This window comes from Pontibacter ramchanderi, from assembly GCF_002846395.1.
Taxonomy (GTDB): domain Bacteria; phylum Bacteroidota; class Bacteroidia; order Cytophagales; family Hymenobacteraceae; genus Pontibacter; species Pontibacter ramchanderi.
The window spans coordinates 1,097,957-1,115,793 of sequence record NZ_PJMU01000001.1 but is presented as its reverse complement, the minus strand read 5'-3'; the positions used below and the strand labels follow the sequence as shown (position 1 = coordinate 1,115,793).

At 56.6% G+C, this 17,837-nt stretch carries 14 protein-coding genes; 10 read left to right on the top strand and 4 right to left on the bottom strand.

The features are described from left to right. Nucleotides 1-29: 29 nt before the first annotated feature. Nucleotides 30-2,567 (bottom strand): excinuclease ABC subunit UvrA, encoded by a 2,538-nt coding sequence (uvrA, locus tag BD749_RS04750; protein WP_101443203.1) that lies wholly within the window; start codon nt 2,565-2,567, stop codon nt 30-32. A gap of 314 nt (nt 2,568-2,881) precedes the next feature. Between uvrA and BD749_RS04745 the strand changes: the two genes are divergently transcribed. Beyond that, the gene (locus tag BD749_RS04745) at nt 2,882-4,033 is read left to right on the top strand and encodes a zinc-dependent alcohol dehydrogenase (RefSeq protein ID WP_101443202.1); all 1,152 of its coding nucleotides are present in this window, start codon (nt 2,882-2,884) and stop codon (nt 4,031-4,033) included. A 14-nt stretch (nt 4,034-4,047) separates the two neighbouring features. Further along, a complete protein-coding gene (locus BD749_RS04740; RefSeq protein WP_101443201.1) occupies nt 4,048-4,536 on the top strand; it encodes a hypothetical protein in 489 nt (162 codons plus the stop codon). A gap of 71 nt (nt 4,537-4,607) precedes the next feature. Here the strand turns inward: BD749_RS04740 and BD749_RS04735 are convergent, their stop codons facing one another. Beyond that, nucleotides 4,608-5,426, bottom strand: a complete 819-nt coding sequence (locus BD749_RS04735; protein WP_101443200.1) for a hypothetical protein — start codon at nt 5,424-5,426, stop codon at nt 4,608-4,610. 252 nt (nt 5,427-5,678) lie between these two features. Here BD749_RS04735 and BD749_RS04730 point away from each other — a divergent pair, with 252 nt between their 5' ends. From BD749_RS04730 to BD749_RS04715, 4 genes are all read left to right on the top strand, one after another. Then, nucleotides 5,679-6,095 (top strand): hypothetical protein, encoded by a 417-nt coding sequence (locus BD749_RS04730; RefSeq protein ID WP_180336312.1) that lies wholly within the window; start codon nt 5,679-5,681, stop codon nt 6,093-6,095. Between the two features lie 135 nt (nt 6,096-6,230). Beyond that, nucleotides 6,231-7,376 carry an efflux RND transporter periplasmic adaptor subunit gene (locus tag BD749_RS04725; RefSeq protein ID WP_101443198.1) on the top strand — a complete coding sequence of 382 codons (1,146 nt, stop codon included), beginning with the start codon at nt 6,231-6,233 and terminating at the stop codon, nt 7,374-7,376. Between the two features lie 196 nt (nt 7,377-7,572). Further along, nucleotides 7,573-10,722 (top strand): efflux RND transporter permease subunit, encoded by a 3,150-nt coding sequence (locus BD749_RS04720; protein ID WP_101443197.1) that lies wholly within the window; start codon nt 7,573-7,575, stop codon nt 10,720-10,722. Nucleotides 10,723-10,757: 35 nt separating this feature from the next. Then, a complete protein-coding gene (locus tag BD749_RS04715) occupies nt 10,758-12,209 on the top strand; it encodes an efflux transporter outer membrane subunit (protein ID WP_101443618.1) in 1,452 nt (483 codons plus the stop codon). 81 nt (nt 12,210-12,290) lie between these two features. On the opposite strand, the gene BD749_RS04710 is transcribed toward BD749_RS04715, so the two are convergent. Then, a complete protein-coding gene (locus tag BD749_RS04710) occupies nt 12,291-14,852 on the bottom strand; it encodes a PAS domain-containing sensor histidine kinase (protein ID WP_101443196.1) in 2,562 nt (853 codons plus the stop codon). Nucleotides 14,853-15,040: 188 nt separating this feature from the next. Here BD749_RS04710 and BD749_RS04705 point away from each other — a divergent pair, with 188 nt between their 5' ends. The 3 genes from BD749_RS04705 to BD749_RS04695 all read left to right on the top strand — a co-directional run bounded on the left by BD749_RS04705 (nt 15,041) and on the right by BD749_RS04695 (nt 16,921). Continuing rightward, entirely contained in the window at nt 15,041-15,532 is a 492-nt protein-coding gene (locus BD749_RS04705) for a hypothetical protein (protein ID WP_101443195.1), read from the top strand. A gap of 74 nt (nt 15,533-15,606) precedes the next feature. After that, nucleotides 15,607-16,314, top strand: coding sequence for a hypothetical protein (locus BD749_RS04700; protein ID WP_101443194.1), 708 nt, complete (start codon nt 15,607-15,609; stop codon nt 16,312-16,314). Between the two features lie 130 nt (nt 16,315-16,444). After that, nucleotides 16,445-16,921 carry a DinB family protein gene (locus tag BD749_RS04695; RefSeq protein ID WP_101443193.1) on the top strand — a complete coding sequence of 159 codons (477 nt, stop codon included), beginning with the start codon at nt 16,445-16,447 and terminating at the stop codon, nt 16,919-16,921. Nucleotides 16,922-16,967: 46 nt separating this feature from the next. Here BD749_RS04695 and BD749_RS04690 read toward each other — a convergent pair whose 3' ends face one another. Next, the gene (locus BD749_RS04690; protein ID WP_101443192.1) at nt 16,968-17,165 is read right to left on the bottom strand and encodes a hypothetical protein; all 198 of its coding nucleotides are present in this window, start codon (nt 17,163-17,165) and stop codon (nt 16,968-16,970) included. Nucleotides 17,166-17,464: 299 nt separating this feature from the next. Between BD749_RS04690 and BD749_RS04685 the strand changes: the two genes are divergently transcribed. Then, a complete protein-coding gene (locus tag BD749_RS04685; protein WP_101443191.1) occupies nt 17,465-17,833 on the top strand; it encodes a hypothetical protein in 369 nt (122 codons plus the stop codon). The last annotated feature ends 4 nt before the right edge of the window (nt 17,834-17,837 follow it).

Genomic DNA, 17,837 nt, shown 5'->3' with positions numbered 1-17,837 from the left:
CTCACACCCAGCCCCACTAACGAATAAACTTAGAGTAGCGCTCTCAGAAAAGGCGCCGTCTTGCTTGCCTTTGATTGGGTGATAAGAGATGGAGGTCCTTCCGCAACAATCTGTCCGCCCTCTTCACCAGCACCCGGGCCAATGTCGATCACCCAGTCGCTGGCTGCTACCACGCGCATGTCGTGCTCTACCACGATCACGGTGTTGCCCGCGTCGACCAAATGGTGGAGTTGGGTCATGAGTTTGTCTACGTCGGCGGGGTGCAGACCTGTGGTAGGTTCGTCAAGTACGTAAAGGGTATTGCCGCGCTGCGAGCGCTGCAGTTCGGTGGCCAGTTTAATGCGCTGTGCCTCACCGCCCGATAGTTCGGTGGCAGGTTGGCCCAGCCTAAGGTAACCCAGTCCCACTTCGCGCAGCATGGTGAGAGCACGGTGCACGGCAGGCTCCTCGTCAAAAAACTCCCAGGCAGTATCCACGGTCATGTCGAGTACTTCGGCTATGTTCTTATCGCGGTAGCTTACCTCCAGCGTTTTGGCATTGTAACGGGCACCGTGGCATACAGGGCAGGGAGCGTACACGCTCGGCAAAAATAGCAGCTCCACCATCACAAAGCCCTCGCCCTGGCAGTTTTCGCAGCGTCCTTTCGCCACATTAAACGAGAAGCGCCCCGCATCGTAGCGCCGCTTTCGGGCCAGCGGGGTGGCTGCGAAAAGCTTGCGCACATGATCAAACAAACCTGTGTACGTGGCCATATTGGAGCGAGGGGTTCTGCCAATGGGCTTTTGGTCGACGCGCACCAGGCGCTTGATGTGCTGCATGCCCTCTGCGATGTACCCACCTGTGGTTTGCGGTGTGTCCCGCTCCAGCGCATCGCCTTCCTCTTCCTCCACGGGCAGTTCGTGCCCCAGGTGCATGGCTACCAACTCCACCAGCACCTGGCTCACCAGACTCGACTTGCCCGAACCCGATACACCCGTCACGGAGGTGAACACGCCTAGCGGAAAATCGGCCGCAAAGCTCTGTAGGTTGTTGCGCGATACATCCCGCAGCCTGAGCCAGGCCGTGGGCTCGCGGGGATCGTTGTTGACACCCCACTGCTCCCCAAACAGGTAAGCGCCTGTACGGGAAGCCGCTACCTGGCGCAACCCTTCCATAGGGCCGCTGTACAGGATTTCGCCTCCTTTTTCGCCGGCGGCAGGTCCTACGTCCACCACCCAGTCGGCGTGACGGATCACGGCCAGGTCGTGCTCCACGATAAAGAGCGAATTGCCTGCTTTTTTCAGTCCGTCGAGGGCACGGAGCAGGGCTACTTTGTCGGCAGGGTGCAGACCGGCAGATGGCTCGTCGAGCACGTACACCACGCCGAAAAGGTGCGAGTAAAGCTGGGTGGCCAGACGCAGGCGCTGCAGCTCGCCTGGCGAGAGGGTAGGCGTGCTTCGCTCCAAGGACAAATAGCCCAAGCCCAGGTCGAGCAGCACCTCGATGCGGGCGCACAAGTCCTCGCCGATGCGCCTGGCCACGATGGCCTGCTCGGGGTGCTCGGCCTCGGTGCGGGCATGGCCGGGCTCGGTGCCCTGCGCAAAGGGCTTCAACACGGCCTGCACCCTTTTCAGCGGCAGCCGTGACAGTTCGGTAATGTCGTAGCCCGCAAACTTCACGGACAGCGATTCGGGCCGCAGGCGCTTGCCCTGGCAGGTGGGGCAATCGGTGCTGAGCATGTACTGCATCACGCGCCGCTTCATGAGCGGACTGTTGGTATTGGCAAAGGTATGGAATACATGGCGGCGGGCGCTGCTAAAGGTACCCATGTAGTTGGGCTCTTCTTTACGCTTCACGGCGCGGCGGGTCTCCTCGGGGGTATAGCCTGGGTATACGGGCACCACGGGTTGCTCCTCTGTGAATAGAATCCAATCGCGGTCTTTTTGTGGCAAGTCGCGCCAGGGTATGTCCACATCATAGCCCATCGACACGAGGATGTCGCGCTGGTTCTGGCCGCCCCAGGCGGTAGGCCAAGCGGCGATGGCCCGCTCCCGTATAGTGAGCGAGTCGTCCGGCACCATCGACTTTTCGGTTACCTCATAGATCTTCCCAAGTCCGTGACAGGTAGGGCAGGCCCCCTCGGCGGTGTTAGGCGAAAAAGCTTCGGCGTAAATGATGGACTGGCCCGCCGGATAGTCGCCAGCACGGGAATAGAGCATGCGCAGCAGGTTCGAGAGCGTGGTGACGCTGCCCACCGACGAGCGGGTGGTAGGGGTGCCGCGCTGCTGCTGCAGGGCCACGGCGGGTGGCAGTCCTTCAATGGCGTCTACCTCGGGCACGGCCATCTGGTGAAACAGGCGGCGGGCATAAGGCGACACCGACTCCAGGTAGCGCCGCTGCGCTTCGGCATATAACGTCCCAAAGGCCAGGCTCGACTTGCCTGAACCCGACACGCCCGTGAACACCACCAGCGCATCCCGCGGGATGGTTAGGTTGATGTTTTTGAGGTTGTGCTCGCGTGCGCCGCGTACGTTCACAAATCCTGTAAATTGGTTTGTGGTGGTCTGGTCGTCTTTGTTTGTTTTCATCGTGCTGTGCTGCTCTCCCTGTTGCGCTGGTCTAGCTGTTTTGTGTTGCTCAAAGTGGTTCCATGTACGCAGATTTTCACTTTACGGTACTCGATAGCTTTGGCAAACGAAGGCAAGTGGTGCTAATTCAGCCTATTTGCTGAAAGTGGCAATCAGACGGGTAGGTATGCAGGCATAGGTATATAGGTATATCTTTAAAAAATACAATAATCGCAACTATAAAGGTATAGAAGAGTATGTATCTAGACTTGCATTGGATGCCGCGAAGAGGCGGATGATGAAGCGCTATCTAAAACAAACTGAAAAACAAACTTATGCTGGCAATGAACTATCGCGGACCGCAGCGGGTCCGTATTGACGAAAAACCAGAGCCCAAAATACTGCATCCTCAGGATGCCATCGTGCGTGTTACACGCTCCTGCATCTGCGGCTCTGATCTCCACCTCTACAACGGCAACGTGCCCGACACCCGCGTGGGCATGACCTTTGGCCACGAATTCATCGGTGAAGTAACCGAGATCGGTGCTGATGTGCAGAAACTGAAAGTAGGCGATATGGTGATCGTACCTTTCAATATCGCCTGCGGCAAGTGCCATTTCTGTAAGCAGGGCCTGTTTGGCAATTGCCACGAGTCCAACTCACAGGCTACGGCCGTGGGCGGTATCTTCGGCTACTCGCACACGGCCGGAGGCTACGATGGCGGGCAGGCTGAGTATGTGCGCGTACCCTATGCCGATGTGGGGCCGACCGTGATACCAGAGGGTATGGACCCTGACGATGCCGTGCTGCTGACCGACGTGGTACCGACAGGCTACCAGGCTGCCGAAATGGGTGGTATTCAAAAAGGCGATACCGTGGTGATTTTCGGAGCAGGTCCCATTGGCATCATGGCTGCACGTTGCTCCTGGCTTTTTGGGGCGGGACGCGTGATCGTGATCGACAAGGTAGAGTACCGCCTGGAGTTTGTGCGCAACTACGCCAACTGCGAGGCCTACAACTACGAAGAAATGGACGATCCCGTGGTGTTCGTGAAAAAGACCACCGATTGGATGGGGGCCGACGTAGTGATCGATGCGGTAGGGGCAGAGGCAACCGGCAACCTGATGCAGACCATCACAGGACGCAAGCTGCTGCTGCAGGCTGGTTCTGCCACGGCGGCGCACTGGGCGGTCAACTCCGTGAAGAAAGGCGGCATCGTGTCGATTGTCGGCATTTACGGCCCAACCGATAACCTTTTCCCGCTTGGCAATGTGGTAAACAAAGGCCTCACCATTCGGGCCAACCAGGCCTCGGTGAAGCGCCTGCTGCCACGTTTGATCGACCATGTGCAGAACGGCATCCTGAATCCGAAGGCCCTGATCACGCACCGTGTGCCGCTGGAGGATGTGGCCGACGCTTACCATATTTTTTCAGAGAAACTGGACAATTGCATCAAGCCTGTCCTTATTCCGCCATCAGCCAGATAGAAAGGAGAAAGACCATGGAAAACAAGACACCAAAAGACTATTCGCATATAAAGGGCTGGGGCATCGATGCCGATCCGAAAAATGACCCCACCTACCCCATGAAGCACCGCACCGACGCGGAGCAGGAAGGCTACAGTTGGGAACGTCCGCCGCAGCAAGACATCGACATCGAGGTGCTGCACTCAAACGAGCGGCCCAATGTATCAGCTGTGTTTGGCACATCCGCGCCTCCGAGCGGGCTCAGTGGCATGATCCGCCGCTTTGCCTTTAAGCACAGCGAGAACAGCTACCTGCACTGGCTGCCTTTGCTGATGGCCGACCGCGTGAACGTGGTGGAAGGCGTGATCGACGACTTTGCCAAGGGCACGGTGCCGAACATCTTTGCCGAAAAGGGCTGGAAAGCAGACTGGGAGCATAACCGCAGCGGCCTGATCCAGAAAGTAGGCATCCTGGCGCTGGTGACGACGGCTGCCGTGGTGCTGCTCACGCGTAAAAAGGATTAGCTGAAGGATTAGACCATAGCCAAAAGAAAGGCAGCTACCATGGGGTGGCTGCCTTTCTCTTTTTCAGTGACTCAGTCCCAGTCCACTATGTCGTCGTCTTCCTCGTCCAGGTCATCTCCGGTATCCAGCGTGTCCTCCTCCCAATCGTCGGTCAGGTATACCTCGTCGGCCAACTCGTCCTGTTCCGATACTTCTTCAGCACTGTCCCCTGCATGGTGTTGCAGAAAATCCTGCAACGCAGGTATAGCCGCAAAACCCGCTTCGGTCAGGGCGATCAGTTCGCCGCGTTGCAGGAAGCGGTTGGCATCGAGCAGCACTTCGTAAATGGGGGTGTGGATGTGCTTCGGGATTTTGAACAGCCTGGGGTCGCGTTTGTCGAAGGGCGTAGGGACAGCGGCGGTGTAGAGGTAGGGCTGCAAGGTTTTAGAACAGCTGATGGCGACGCGGTCGATGCGGTGCTCCTGAAAATAATCCTGCAGGCGGCTGTTGATGTTGTCGAAAAACTCGGCCGTCTCGCCTAACCGTACACGGGAGCCTGCCCGCGACTTGCCTTTGGTCTTGAGGTACTTGATCTGGCTTTTGCCCTGCTTTTGGCGCACCATGTAGGCACGGAACACCTTGTGGTTGAGGCAGCGGCCGTCCTCAAAATAACCCAGGGCACAGTGTCCCGCCTGTATCAGCAGCATCACATACTGCACCGGCTTGCTTTCGGCTATACCTGTTTGGGAGTAGGGTACTGTAATTGGCAACCTGAAGTGGACCATTTCCTCCGCAGCCTCGCCCAGCAGCGTGAGGCGGTGCTTGTCCAGATCGTACGTAGTCCGGACAGGTGATGCCTCCAGGAAATGCAGCAGTGCAGCAGCCTTCTCTCGGTGTAAAATTTGATTCATGGCAAGGGGTTAGAGCAGAGCAAACCTCAACATACAGGAGCTAGACTTTTCAGTAGGGCACGTGTTCATGTTCAGGCTGTACAAACAGCTAAAGGTACGACTTAATTGGCTGAGTGAGCCAATAGGAAGGCCCCATCAGTTGGACTATGTAAAAAAGAGGGATCTCTTGACTTAAACCTTGAATTATGGAATTGATGTTGGTACAGTTATTTAGATTTAAGTAATTTCGCGCGTTGTTCAGTTTAAGGCAACATGGCATCCATTATGAAGAGGTGGTTTAACTGGTTTGTGCTTTCGTGCTTCATTCTACATGTGGCGCTCTATTTCAGCACCTTCCACGTAGCTGGTAAATCCATGATCCAGCTCGAGGAGTTGCTCGAGGGGCCCAGTAGTGGCGAAGGTATAGCCGAGGACGACTCACCGATTGACCTGATGCTGCAGGAGTACCTCGACCTGATTGAGGACTTCCCGAGAACCGACACTTCCAAGCCCAGCCACAAGGGAGCAATTGCCCTTTACAAATCCATACTTAAACCGTTACCGCAGAAGCCAGAAAGTTTGCTGCTGCAAGCCGGCTACTCCATTACCTATACCTGTGGCGATTACCAGCCGCTCAATTTTCTGCTTTCGGAGTACCATGGGTATCTTTTCCGGTTCAAACCCTTTTAATTTCTTCGCAGCATAAGGCCCCGGATGTTCCGCATCCACCCTATCGATCAGGCTTCTGACCGGAGATTTTTTCTTTCCGGTATGGGCAGCCTCAATAATCTATTGTGTCTTAAACCTTACAATTGCAACTTTGTGATGGAATTGCTAACGAAGAAATCCTATATACTAATAACGCTTACCATTAGTGCCCTTGTAGCCGGCTGCACGGCGCAGGGCGGCGAAATAGACAACTCCAAAACCGAGACAGCCCTGCCTGTCACAGAATTGATCACCAAAGACACCACGCTGCACCTCGATTATGTGTCTGATATTCAGGCTGTGCGCCACATCGAGGTGAGGGCCCGTATCAACGGCTTTATCGACAAAATCTATGTCGACGAGGGGCAGGAAGTGAAAGAAGGGCAGGTGCTTTTCAAACTTAACTCCAAAGAGCGCGAAGCTGAACTGGCCAAAGCAAAAGCGAACCTTAACAATGCCGTGGCCGAAGCGATGGCTGCTGAAGTAGAGGTGGGCCGCGTGCGCCTGCTCGTAGAGAAAAACGTCATCTCGGCTTCTGAACTAGCGCTGGCCAAAGCCAAACACAAGGCCGCCAACGCCAGGGTAGAAGAAGCCCGCTCCACCCATGATCATGCCAAGAACCTGCTTGCCTATACCAGTATCCGGGCACCATTCTCAGGTATAGTAGACCGCATCCCGCTTAAGGTGGGCAGCATCGTGTCGGAAGGCGACCTGCTTACTTCGCTTTCCGACCTGCAGTCGGTTTACGCCTACTTTGAGGTATCGGAAAAAGAATACCTGAGCTACATCAGAGCCCGTGAGAAAGGCGACGATGCCAATGACAATGCCGTGCAACTGATACTGGCCGATGGCAGCACCTACCCACACGAGGGTAAGATCGAGACCATGGAAGGCGTGTTTGCTCCTAACACTGGTTCTATCGCCTTCCGGGCCACGTTCCCTAACCCGTCCAAGATCCTGAAGCACCACGCGACCGGCAAAGTACGCCTCTTCAACGAGGTGGATAGTGCCCTGCTGGTGCCGCAGAAAGCCGCCTTCGAGATTCAGGACAAGAACTTCGTCTACGTGGTCGGGAAGGACAACAAGGTGCAGACCAGAAGTTTTGAGCCGAAAGCACGCTTCACCCACTTCTACATCGTGGAGTCTGGCCTGGAGCCGGGCGAGCAGGTGGTGTACGAAGGCGCTCAGACGCTGCGCGAAGGCACCATGATCAAGCCGGAACTGATCCCGATGGACAGCCTGCTGGCCGCTACGCCAAGATAGGTTTCCCCTGATTATTCCAGACGTGCATTCTGTGCAGGAAGCTTTGGCCGGGCGCGTGTCGCTCTGGCCTGAGAACCTACGCCCAGTCGTGCCTGCGGCACCCTGCGCTTTACCTGTTGGCTATACCTGGCAGGCTGCCCGCGTGTGTGTTGGCGACAGTCTCATAACTTAGTCTCTAAGTATATAGAAAATCATCATGTTAAAGATATTTATACAAAGGCCGGTGCTCTCACTGGTCATTTCCCTGATTATAGTCCTGTTGGGGGTTCTGTCGATCCTGAACCTGCCCATTACACAATTCCCCGATATTGTGCCGCCCTCCGTTACGGTTACTGCCAAGTATACCGGTGCCAATGCCGAAGTGAGTACCAAAGCCGTGGCCACGCCGCTCGAGCGCGCCATCAACGGAGTGCCGGGTATGACCTACATGACTTCCGTGTCGAGTAACAACGGCGTGACGCTGATCCAGATCTTCTTTGAAGTGGGCACTGACCCCGACCTGGCCGCTGTGAACGTGCAGAACCGCGTGACCACCGTGCTCGACGAATTGCCGGAAGAGGTGATCAAGGCTGGTGTGACCACCGAGAAAGAGGTAAACAGTATGCTGCTATACCTCAACCTGATGAGCGACGACCCGAATGCCGACGAGGAATTCGTGTACAACTTCGCCGACATCAACATCCTGCAGGAGCTCAAGCGTATCGACGGGGTGGGCTTCTGCGAGATCATGGGTAACCGCGATTACTCCATGCGGGTGTGGCTCAAGCCCGACCGCCTGATGGCTTACAACGTATCGCCCGACGAGGTGATCAACGCCATCCGCGCCCAGAACGTGGAGGCGGCACCGGGTAAAACAGGTGAAAGCTCAGGCGGAAATGCGCATATGTTGCAGTACGTGCTCCGCTATACCGGTAAACTTTTTGAGCCGGAACAATACGAGAACATCGCCATCCGTGCTAAGGAAGACGGGTCAGGCTCGGTGCTGCGCCTCAAAGACGTGGCCGAGATAGAGTTCGGCGCCGTGGACTACGGCATGGTATCGAAGACCGACGGCCGTCCGTCCGCTTCCATCATGATCAAGCAGCGCCCGGGCTCCAATGCCAAAGAAGTGATCGAGAACGTAAAGCTGAAAATGGCCGAGCTGGAGGAGACTTCCTTCCCGCCGAGCATGAAGTACACCCTGGCTTACGACGTGTCCCGCTTCCTCGACGCTTCCATGTCGGCGGTACTGATTACCCTGCTCGAGGCCTTCCTTCTCGTGTCGATCGTGGTGTTCATCTTCCTGCAGGACTGGCGCTCTACACTTATACCTATCCTGGCGGTGCCGGTATCGCTGGTAGGTACCTTCTTCTTCATGGACATGTTCGATTTCTCGATCAACCTGCTCACGCTGTTTGCGCTGGTGCTGGCCATTGGTATTGTCGTCGACAACGCGATTGTGGTCGTCGAGGCCGTGCACAGCAAGATGCACGAGAAAAAGATGAATGCCCGTGAAGCTACGCTTGAAGCGATGGGCGAGATCAGCGGAGCGATCGTGGCGATCACGCTGGTGATGTCGGCGGTGTTTGTGCCGGTGGCGATGATGACGGGTCCCGTGGGTATTTTCTACCGCCAGTTCTCGCTCACGCTGGCTATCTCGATCGTGATCTCCGGTATCAACGCCCTCACGCTCACACCGGCCCTTTGTGCCATCATGCTGAAGCCAACGCACGACCAGCACGAGAAGAAAAGCCTGCTGCAGCGCTTCTTCAACAAGTTTAACACAGGCTACGGCAAGGTGGAGAATGGCTATAAGAGCCTGATCCTGCGCGTGGCCGGCCGCCGTTCCGTTACGCTGGGCATCCTGCTGCTGTTCGTGCTCGGCACCTGGGGCATCACGCGCATCCTGCCAACGGGCTTTATCCCAACCGAGGATCAGGGCATGATTTACGTGAACGTAACCACGCCGGCAGGCGCTACCGTGGAGCGTACCGAGTATGTGCTGGGCCAGGTGCAGAAAGCCGCTGAGGAAATTGAGGCGGTGGAGAACGTGTCGACCCTGGCGGGCTTCAGCTTGCTGACGGATGCAGCCGGTGCCTCTTACGGCATGGGCATGATCAACCTCAAGTCCTGGGACGACCGCACCGAGTCGGTGGACGACATCATCGCCCAACTCACCGAGAAAACAGCCTACCTGAAAGACGCCAGCATCGAGTACTTCCCGCCGCCGACCGTGCCGGGCTTCGGTAACTCGAGCGGCTTTGAGCTGCGCCTGCTGGCCCGCGATAAAACCGCTACGCTCACAGAAACTGCCGAAGTAACGAACCAGTTTGTGCAGGCCATGCAGCAGGCGCCGGAGGTAAGCGCTGCCTTTACCAACTTCGACGCCAGCTTCCCGCAGTACCTCATCCACGTGGACCAGGACCTGGCGGCCAAGAACGGCGTGACCGTGGACAATGCCATGGGCACCCTGCAGACGCTGATGGGCAGTTACTATGCTTCCAACTTCATCCGCTTCGGGCAGATGTACAAAGTGATGGTGCAGGCCTCGCCGGACTACCGCAGCAAGCCCGAGGATGTGCTGAAAATGTACGTGAAAAACGAGTGGGGCGAGATGGTGCCGTTCTCAGCTTTCGTGTCGCTGGAGCGCGTGTACGGACCGGAGCAGCTTACCCGTTACAACATGTATACCTCGGCCATGATCAACGGAAGCGCCGCGCCAGGGTATAGCAGCGGCGACGCCATCAAGGCCATTGAGCGTGTGGCAGAGGAGAACCTGCCGAGGGGCTATACCTACGAGTGGTCTGGTATGACGCGTGAGGAGATCCTTTCGGGCAACCAGACCGTGTTTATCTTCATCGTCTGCCTGCTTTTTGTATACCTGCTGCTGGCAGGTCAGTACGAGAGCTTCCTGCTGCCGCTGCCGGTAATCCTGTCGCTGCCGACCGGTATATTCGGAGCTTTCCTGTCGCTGCAACTGCTGGGCCTCCAGAACAACATCTACGCGCAGGTAGCGCTCGTGATGCTTATCGGTTTGCTGGGTAAAAACGCCATCCTTATTGTGGAATTCGCCATCCAGCGGCAAAAGGAGGGACGCACGGTGCTGCAGGCCGCCGTGGATGGTGCCGTGTCGCGTTTCCGTCCGATCCTGATGACTTCGTTTGCTTTCGTGGCCGGTTTGATTCCACTGACAATCGCTACCGGGGCAGGTGCCATGGGTAACCGCTCCATCGGTACGGCGGCGGCAGGTGGCATGCTCATCGGTACGATCTTCGGCGTGCTCATCATTCCGGGGCTGTATGTACTGTTCGCCTCTATCGGGAAGGGCAAAAAGAAAAAGAAGGAAGAAGACGTGGCCATGGCCTAAGCCTTCGGATGTTTTATCAAATTGATTCTGCAACCATGCATTTACATAGAAGATTTTTAAAAACCATACCCTGCCTGGCACTGCTGTTACTGCTGGGTGCCTGTAAGGCGATTGAGCCTACGCCGCTACCAACTGCAGCGCCTTTGCCTGCCTCCTTCGGCCACACCGCCGACTCCGCCAGTTTAGGCGACATGCGCTGGCGTGATTTCTTTAAAGACGAGCACCTGGTCAGCCTGATCGACACGGCGCTGCACAACAACCCGGACATGCTGGCAGCGGCGCAGCGGATCGAGCTCGCAAGAGCCGGGGTGCTGCAGACACGGGGCGCCCTGCTGCCGCAGGTATCGGCAGTCGGAGCCGCCGGGGTTGACCGCTTCGGCAAGTATACCATGACCGGCGTGGGTAACTTCGACACCAACCTGTCGCCGAATATTTCGGAAGACCAAAAGGTAAACCAGCCGCACGTGCCGGAGTATTTCGTGGGCCTGCGCAGTTCCTGGGAGCTGGACCTTTGGGGCAAGCTGCGACAGTCCAGAAAAGCGGCCATTACGCGCTTGCTGGCCTCTGAAAAAGGGAAGCAGCTGGTGACAACCTCGCTGGTGGCCGATGTCGCCAGCCTCTACTACCAGTTGCTCTCACTCGACAATGAACTGACCATTCTGGATCGCAACATCGCGCTGCAGCAAAGAGCCCTGGAGCTGGTGCGCATCCAGAAAGAAGGGGGCAGGGCGACGGAGTTGGCCGTGAAGCAGTTTGCCGCTCAGCTGCTGAACACAAAGGCCCTGAAAGCGGAGAAGAGGCAGGAAATCACCGAGACGGAGAACCAGCTGAACCGTCTGTTGGGTCGCCACCCGCAGCCGATCGCTCGGGGTGCGGCGCTGGTAGAGCAGGAGCTGCCGGAGCAGGTGCAGACCGGTGTGCCAAGCGACCTGCTGCGCCGCAGGCCAGACATTCAGCAGGCGGAACTGGAGCTGCAGGCCACGAAGGCCGATGTGGCCGCGGCCCGTGCCGCTTTCCTGCCTGCCCTCACGCTCAATCCTTACGTGGGCTACAACGCCTTTGACGCCTCGCTGCTCTTCAAACCTGCCTCGCTGGCCTACGGCGTGCTGGGCGGCTTGTCGGCACCGCTGCTCAACCGCAGCAACATCCGGGCGGACTTCCGCCGTGCCGACGCGAGCAGACTACAGGCTTTCGCGGCTTACCAAAGCGCTGTGCTGACGGGGGTGCAGGAGGTGATGACCAATCTGCGCGGCATCGAGAACTTCAGGCAGGCGGCTGAGCTGAAACAGGAGGAAGTGGAGGTGCTGCAGGAAGCTGTAGGAACAGCCAATGACCTCTACGCCGCTGGTTACGCCAGCTACCTCGAGATCATCACGGCCCAGCGCAGCGTGCTCGAGGCAGAGCTGCACCTGACCAACACCCGCAAAAATATTCTACAGTCCACGGTGGGGCTCTACCGCGCCCTGGGCGGCGGCTGGCAGGAGTAAGCCAGGTATAGCAAACAGAAAGGCCGTAGCGGGACAACTTGCTGCGGCCTTTCTGTTTGCTATACCTGCAAACCTGAAAGACTATCGTTTGAAGTACACGCTAAAGGTTGTGCCCTGACCAATCTCACTGTCCACTTCAATGCGCCCCTCAGCATTCTCCACAATCTTTTTGACCATGTACAGGCCAATGCCAGAGCCCTCCACATGATCGTGCAATCGGGTGAACATCGAGAATATTTTAGCCACCCCACTTGGTTTCATGCCCAGCCCATTGTCCTGCACTTTCAGCAAGGTATAGTTACCGGATGGCTCACAACTGATCCGGATGGCTGGCCTGCGTTCCGGATCTCTGTATTTAAGGGCGTTTGAGAGCAGGTTGTAAAGCACTGAGCGCATGTTCTTTTCAGAGAAGCGGATCGATTCACATTTTTCGACATCCACTTCAATGTGGGCATCCATACGCTCGATCTGGTCGCTCAGGTCAAGCCTGATGTCATGGATCAGTTCGGAAAGATTCACCTCTGAGGCCTCCTGGTTGTTTTCCTTCTGCAGTTTGGTCACATCCGTCAGGTGATCGATAGTGCGCTTGAACCGGCTGATGGAACTGTGGATCATCTCGATGACCTGCTTGAGATCATGGGAGGCCTGAGCGTCGTTCGGGATGGATTCGATCAGGATAACCAGCAGTCGCTCGATGTTGTAGATCGGAGCCTTGAGGTCGTGTGAGGCGGCATAGATGAAGTTGTCCAGGTCGATGTTGGTGCGGGTCAGCTGCGCGTTCGTTCCGGAGAGCTGCTGGTTGGTCTCGGCCAGTTTGGTACTGAGGGCACGGGCTTCGTGTCCGCTCTCTTCCAGCTTCAGGCGGGCGATGGTTTGTTCCGTGACGTCTTGCACCAAGGTATAGAACCCGGCCACCTCGCCATCCCGGATGTCGGGCACGTAGCTGGTTTGGATGTATTTCACGAAGTCCTCGCGGTAGGGCATGCGGCTCTCAAAGTCGAGGCGCTCGCCGGCCAGAGCCCGGTCGATGTACTGCTTCACACCACTGTAGGCCTTTTCTCCCACGATATCCCGCACAGCTCTCCCCAGCAAGTCGCTTGCCTTTCCCGGGAACCACGCTTCGTAGGCCTTGTTCGTGAAACGGTATTTCTCCTCTTTGTCCAGGTAGCCGATCAGTACAGGCAGTGCATCCGTGATCAGGCGCAGCCGTTCGGCGCTTTGCTCCACCGCTTGCCGGGCCTTCACCTGCTCCGTTACATCGTGGGCAAACACCAGCACACCGTCTATCACGCCCTGATCATCGCGCCGGGCCTGGTAAGTAAAAGATAAGTAGATCTGCTCTGGCTCGGCCCCCTCGGAGCGCGAAAGCATGAGAGGGAATTCCACGGCTTCGAAGTTTTCGCCCGTGCGGTATACGGCCTGCAGAATAGCCGGAATGGGGGTGGACTGTAGCTCCGGGAACACTTCGAGCAGGGTTTTGCCGAGCATGTTCTTGCCCGGGAATACCTTCTTGAAGGCCGGGTTGATCATTTGAAACGTGAACTCGGGTCCATCCACCACCAGAAACGGAGTGGGTGAATTCATGAAGATGGTTTGCAACTGGTTGCGCTGCGCTTCAATGGCGGCTTTGGACAATTGCAATTCCTCGGTGCGGGCGGCAATGCGCCTTTCCAGTTCCTCGTTCAGGTGCAAAAGCGCCTCCTGTGCATGGTACAACTCCACGTTGGTCGCCTCCATCTCGCGGCGGGCCTCTACTTGGGCGGTTACTTCAAAGGCGAACACCATGATGCCTTCGATCCGGCCCTGGATGTTACGGATAGCCTGGTAGGTGAAATTATAGTAGTTATTGCCCAGTTTGCCCGAGTTTGTATGGTCCAGGCGTACCAGCATTTCGTGTGCGAAGGCGCTTTCGCCGGTGTGGTAAACCTTATTCAGCAATCCGATCACAGCCTGCCCCTCCAGCTCCGGCATGGCCTCCAGAATAGGCTTGTCCAGTATAGGCCGGTTGCCAACCAGCTGCTGGTAAGTGGGGTTGGCAAACCGGAAGATATGCTCCGGGCCTTCGAGTATGCAGATCATGGCAGGTGCCTGCATGAAGGTGTTGTGCAGCTTGCGGCGCTCCAGCTCTGCCTCGGCCCGCGCAGCGATCAGGTCTGCTTTCGTGATATTTTGCTCGACCAGGAGGTCCTTCACCTCCTGCGCACTTTGCTGTAACTGCTCCTGGGCCAGTACCTGCTCTGTCACATCCATTACTTTATGCAGGATGTAGCTGATGTTGCCTTGTTCGTCGAGTACCGGCGTGTTGGAAGGCAGCCAGTATTTTTCCAGGAACTTGCCAGTAAGTGGGGGCAGCTGCATGTCGTAACGCTGCAACGCCATCTGGTGGGGCTGTTTATTCCGGACAACGTACTCCAGCGAATTGCGCAGGTTATGGGAACCATCCGCGGCCTCAAACTCCGGGTTGTCGGGGAACACATCAAACAAGTAGCGTCCTTTGATCTCGTCCTGCTTCAACTGGGTCATCTGGAGATAAGCCCTGCTGGCGCCCAGAATATGGAAGTCAGTGGACAGGATCAGGTATAGGTCAGGTATAGCCTCGAATGCACGTAGTACTTCGGCAGAAAGAGATGGGGATGTCGACATGGGAGAGGGTTGGGGCGGATTTTTTTAAAGTTCTTTATAAATAAAGAAAAATCAAAAAGATGTCTTATTTTGATTAATGTGCGCCTTTTGAAAAATAACAACAGACGCCACCGCTTTTCGCACCCACCGGGCGGCCGCCTGCGTATAGGCGACAGGTATAGCTTATCTAACCAGACGCCCCCTTTTGCATGAGATGGACCCTCGTTTTGTTGCTGCTACTCAGCGCCTGCGCCACCCAGCGTCGGGCAGGCACTGATGAGGAGGCTATACCTGGCGCCGGCAGCAAACTGCCGAAACTGTACGCTCCCGCCGTTTATGCCAGTCCTGCGCTCCCGCCCGCCAGGTCGGCACTGCAGCCTGAAACCAGCGTCGAAAAAGATATCTATTCCACCCGTCATCCGGCAAGTCGGCCTCTACCTTACGCGCCTGCCCAGCCCAGCGTGCAGATTCGCACGGTATACCTGCGCGACACACTCGCCCTGGACTCGCTCAGCCGCGAGTTGCAGGTCGAACAGCTGGCCAACCAGGCCATCCGCAAGCGACTCGACTCGGTAACCGGCGAGCGTGACTACTGGCAGGACAAGAACGAGCAGAAATTCTGGACCCTGATCGCCATGGCTGTTTTCGCCTTCCTCTACATTCTGTTCCGGGTGCTGGCCTCACGCATCAAAGAGACCTGAGCCCTTGCCGGCAAAACCGTTAGCCGTTGCGCTCGTTTAAAAAGGAAGTATCATTTTAAACCTGATTAGAAACTATGAACAGACGAGACAGAGATCGCTACGATCATGATAACTACGACCGCGACTACAGCGGAGGCGCCGGCTACAGCCGTAACGATGAGCACTACCACAGTGCCCGCAACCTAACCAACGAGTTTGAGCAGGGGTACCGCAGCCATCACCCCGAAGCAAAGCACGACCGCTACGACCGCAGCAACATACGCCACAGCTACCACGAGGGCAACCGGGACGACGACTACGAGCGCATGCGCGCAAGAAGAGGAAGCGGCTATGGCGACAACAGCTACAACATGCGCCAGAGCGACCGCGACAGCAGCAGCAACTGGGGCGACAGCCGCCGCTCCAACTGGTCTGACTCCGACCGCTACAGCACCTCCGACAGGTATAGCCAGCGCTCAGATGACTACGACCGCGACATGCGCAGCCGCGACCGCTTCAGCAGCCAGGACCGCAGCAGCCGGATGGACCAGGGGCGCAGCAACCGCATGAACCAGGACCGCATGCGCGAAGGCTACGGCATTTCAGACTATGGCCGCATGCGCCCAACCGAGGACATCCACTCCAGCAGAGGTATCCCGAATGCGGGCATTACCAGCAGCTTTGAGGATGACTACGGCACCGACTTTGACCGCGACCGCAGCTACGGCATCTCGTCGGGCAACTACGGCGGCTATGGGTCACAGCGCGGCGGCTACAACCGCAACCGCGACGACCGCTACTAATGTGAGCAACTCATAGAAAGCAGGTAAAGCAGCCGCTGCCCAAGGGCAGCGGCTGCTTTACTTTATAATTTTTATGATGGAGGTTCACCTTTTCGCAGTGCAGGGAGTATGCAGGTATAAAAGCGAGGATATGAAAGCAGACAAAGAATTGCGCGAACACCTGGTAAAACTGATGCGGATGGGGCAGGCCTACCGGCCGGCTTCGGAACTGCTGCAAGGTTTGCAGGCGGACGAGGCCGGGCAGGTGCTCGAGCAGCTGCCCTATACCATTTGGCAACTGCTCGAGCACCTGCGCTTCACGCAGTATGACATCCTGGACTTTTGCCGCAACCCCGACTACCAGGAACCCGCATGGCCCGACGACTACTGGCCCCCCGAGGAAGCGCCCGCTGATCAGAAAGCACTGGACCATACCCTACAACAGATCAGGCGAGACCTGGAAGAGATGGTACAGTTGGTGCAGGATCCAAAGCAGGACCTGTTCACACCCATTCCGCACGGCGATGGGCAGACACTGCTGCGCGAAGCCATGCTGGTGGCCGAGCACAATGCCTACCACCTGGAGCAGGTTGTGGTGCTCCGGCGTTTGCTGGGCGCCTCCTTCTAGGGTCAGGTAGAGCGGCCGTTTCCTGTGGCAGACTATCCTTGTCTGCTCAGCTCAAACCGAGCGCTTCTCTGGCCATTGGCAGGTAATCATCCGTGCCCGACTCCAGCACAAACAGGCCGATGTTCACGCCATAGGCACCTTGCTGTTGCTGCACGTGCTCCAGCATGCGGGGCCATAGTCCATGCTGACCAGCCAATGCAACCAGTTCCTCCACTGTATGTGTCGGGTTTTGTACTTCCTTCATGTTGTTAAATTATCTCGGTAAAAAGAAATGTAAAGCTGCCTATACCTGATGTGGAATGGGAGCGAAGGTATAGGGCATAAGAGAACAGCCGACGCACAATGGCTGCCCGGCTATGGCGCTACCGAAGCGCCGGATTACAGGTAGAGTTGCAGTAAGGAAGTGCTCATGTGCGAAGACGTTGACGCCTGGAATGAAAGTTAGAAAACTATACGCAAATCCGAAAGGAAGGGATGGCAATAGCTGTGCAACATCCCGCTGAGGGTGTGTGATATACGTAAAAGAAGAGGAGGGACTTGAGAATGGAGCACATTCGGCAAGAGGAGTTGGAGACGAGAAAGCGCAAGCTGCTGTTCATCAAAACGGTGCATACGCTGGTGTGGGTATTTTTCAATGTCGTGATCTTTTACCTGCTCTACGCCGTCATCGTCGGGCGGATAGACAAGTGGGTATGGATCTGCCTGGGCCTGATTGTGCTGGAAGGGCTTGTGCTGCTTGTGTTCAACAAGATGTGCCCGATTACGGTTGTGGCCCGGCGTTACTCAGATTCGACCCGTGATAACTTCGATATTTTTCTGCCTAACTGGCTGGCCAGGTATAATAAAGTGATCTACAGCACCATCGTTCTCGTCAGTGTGCTTATCTTAGTGTACCGATTGGCGCTGTCTTAATGTG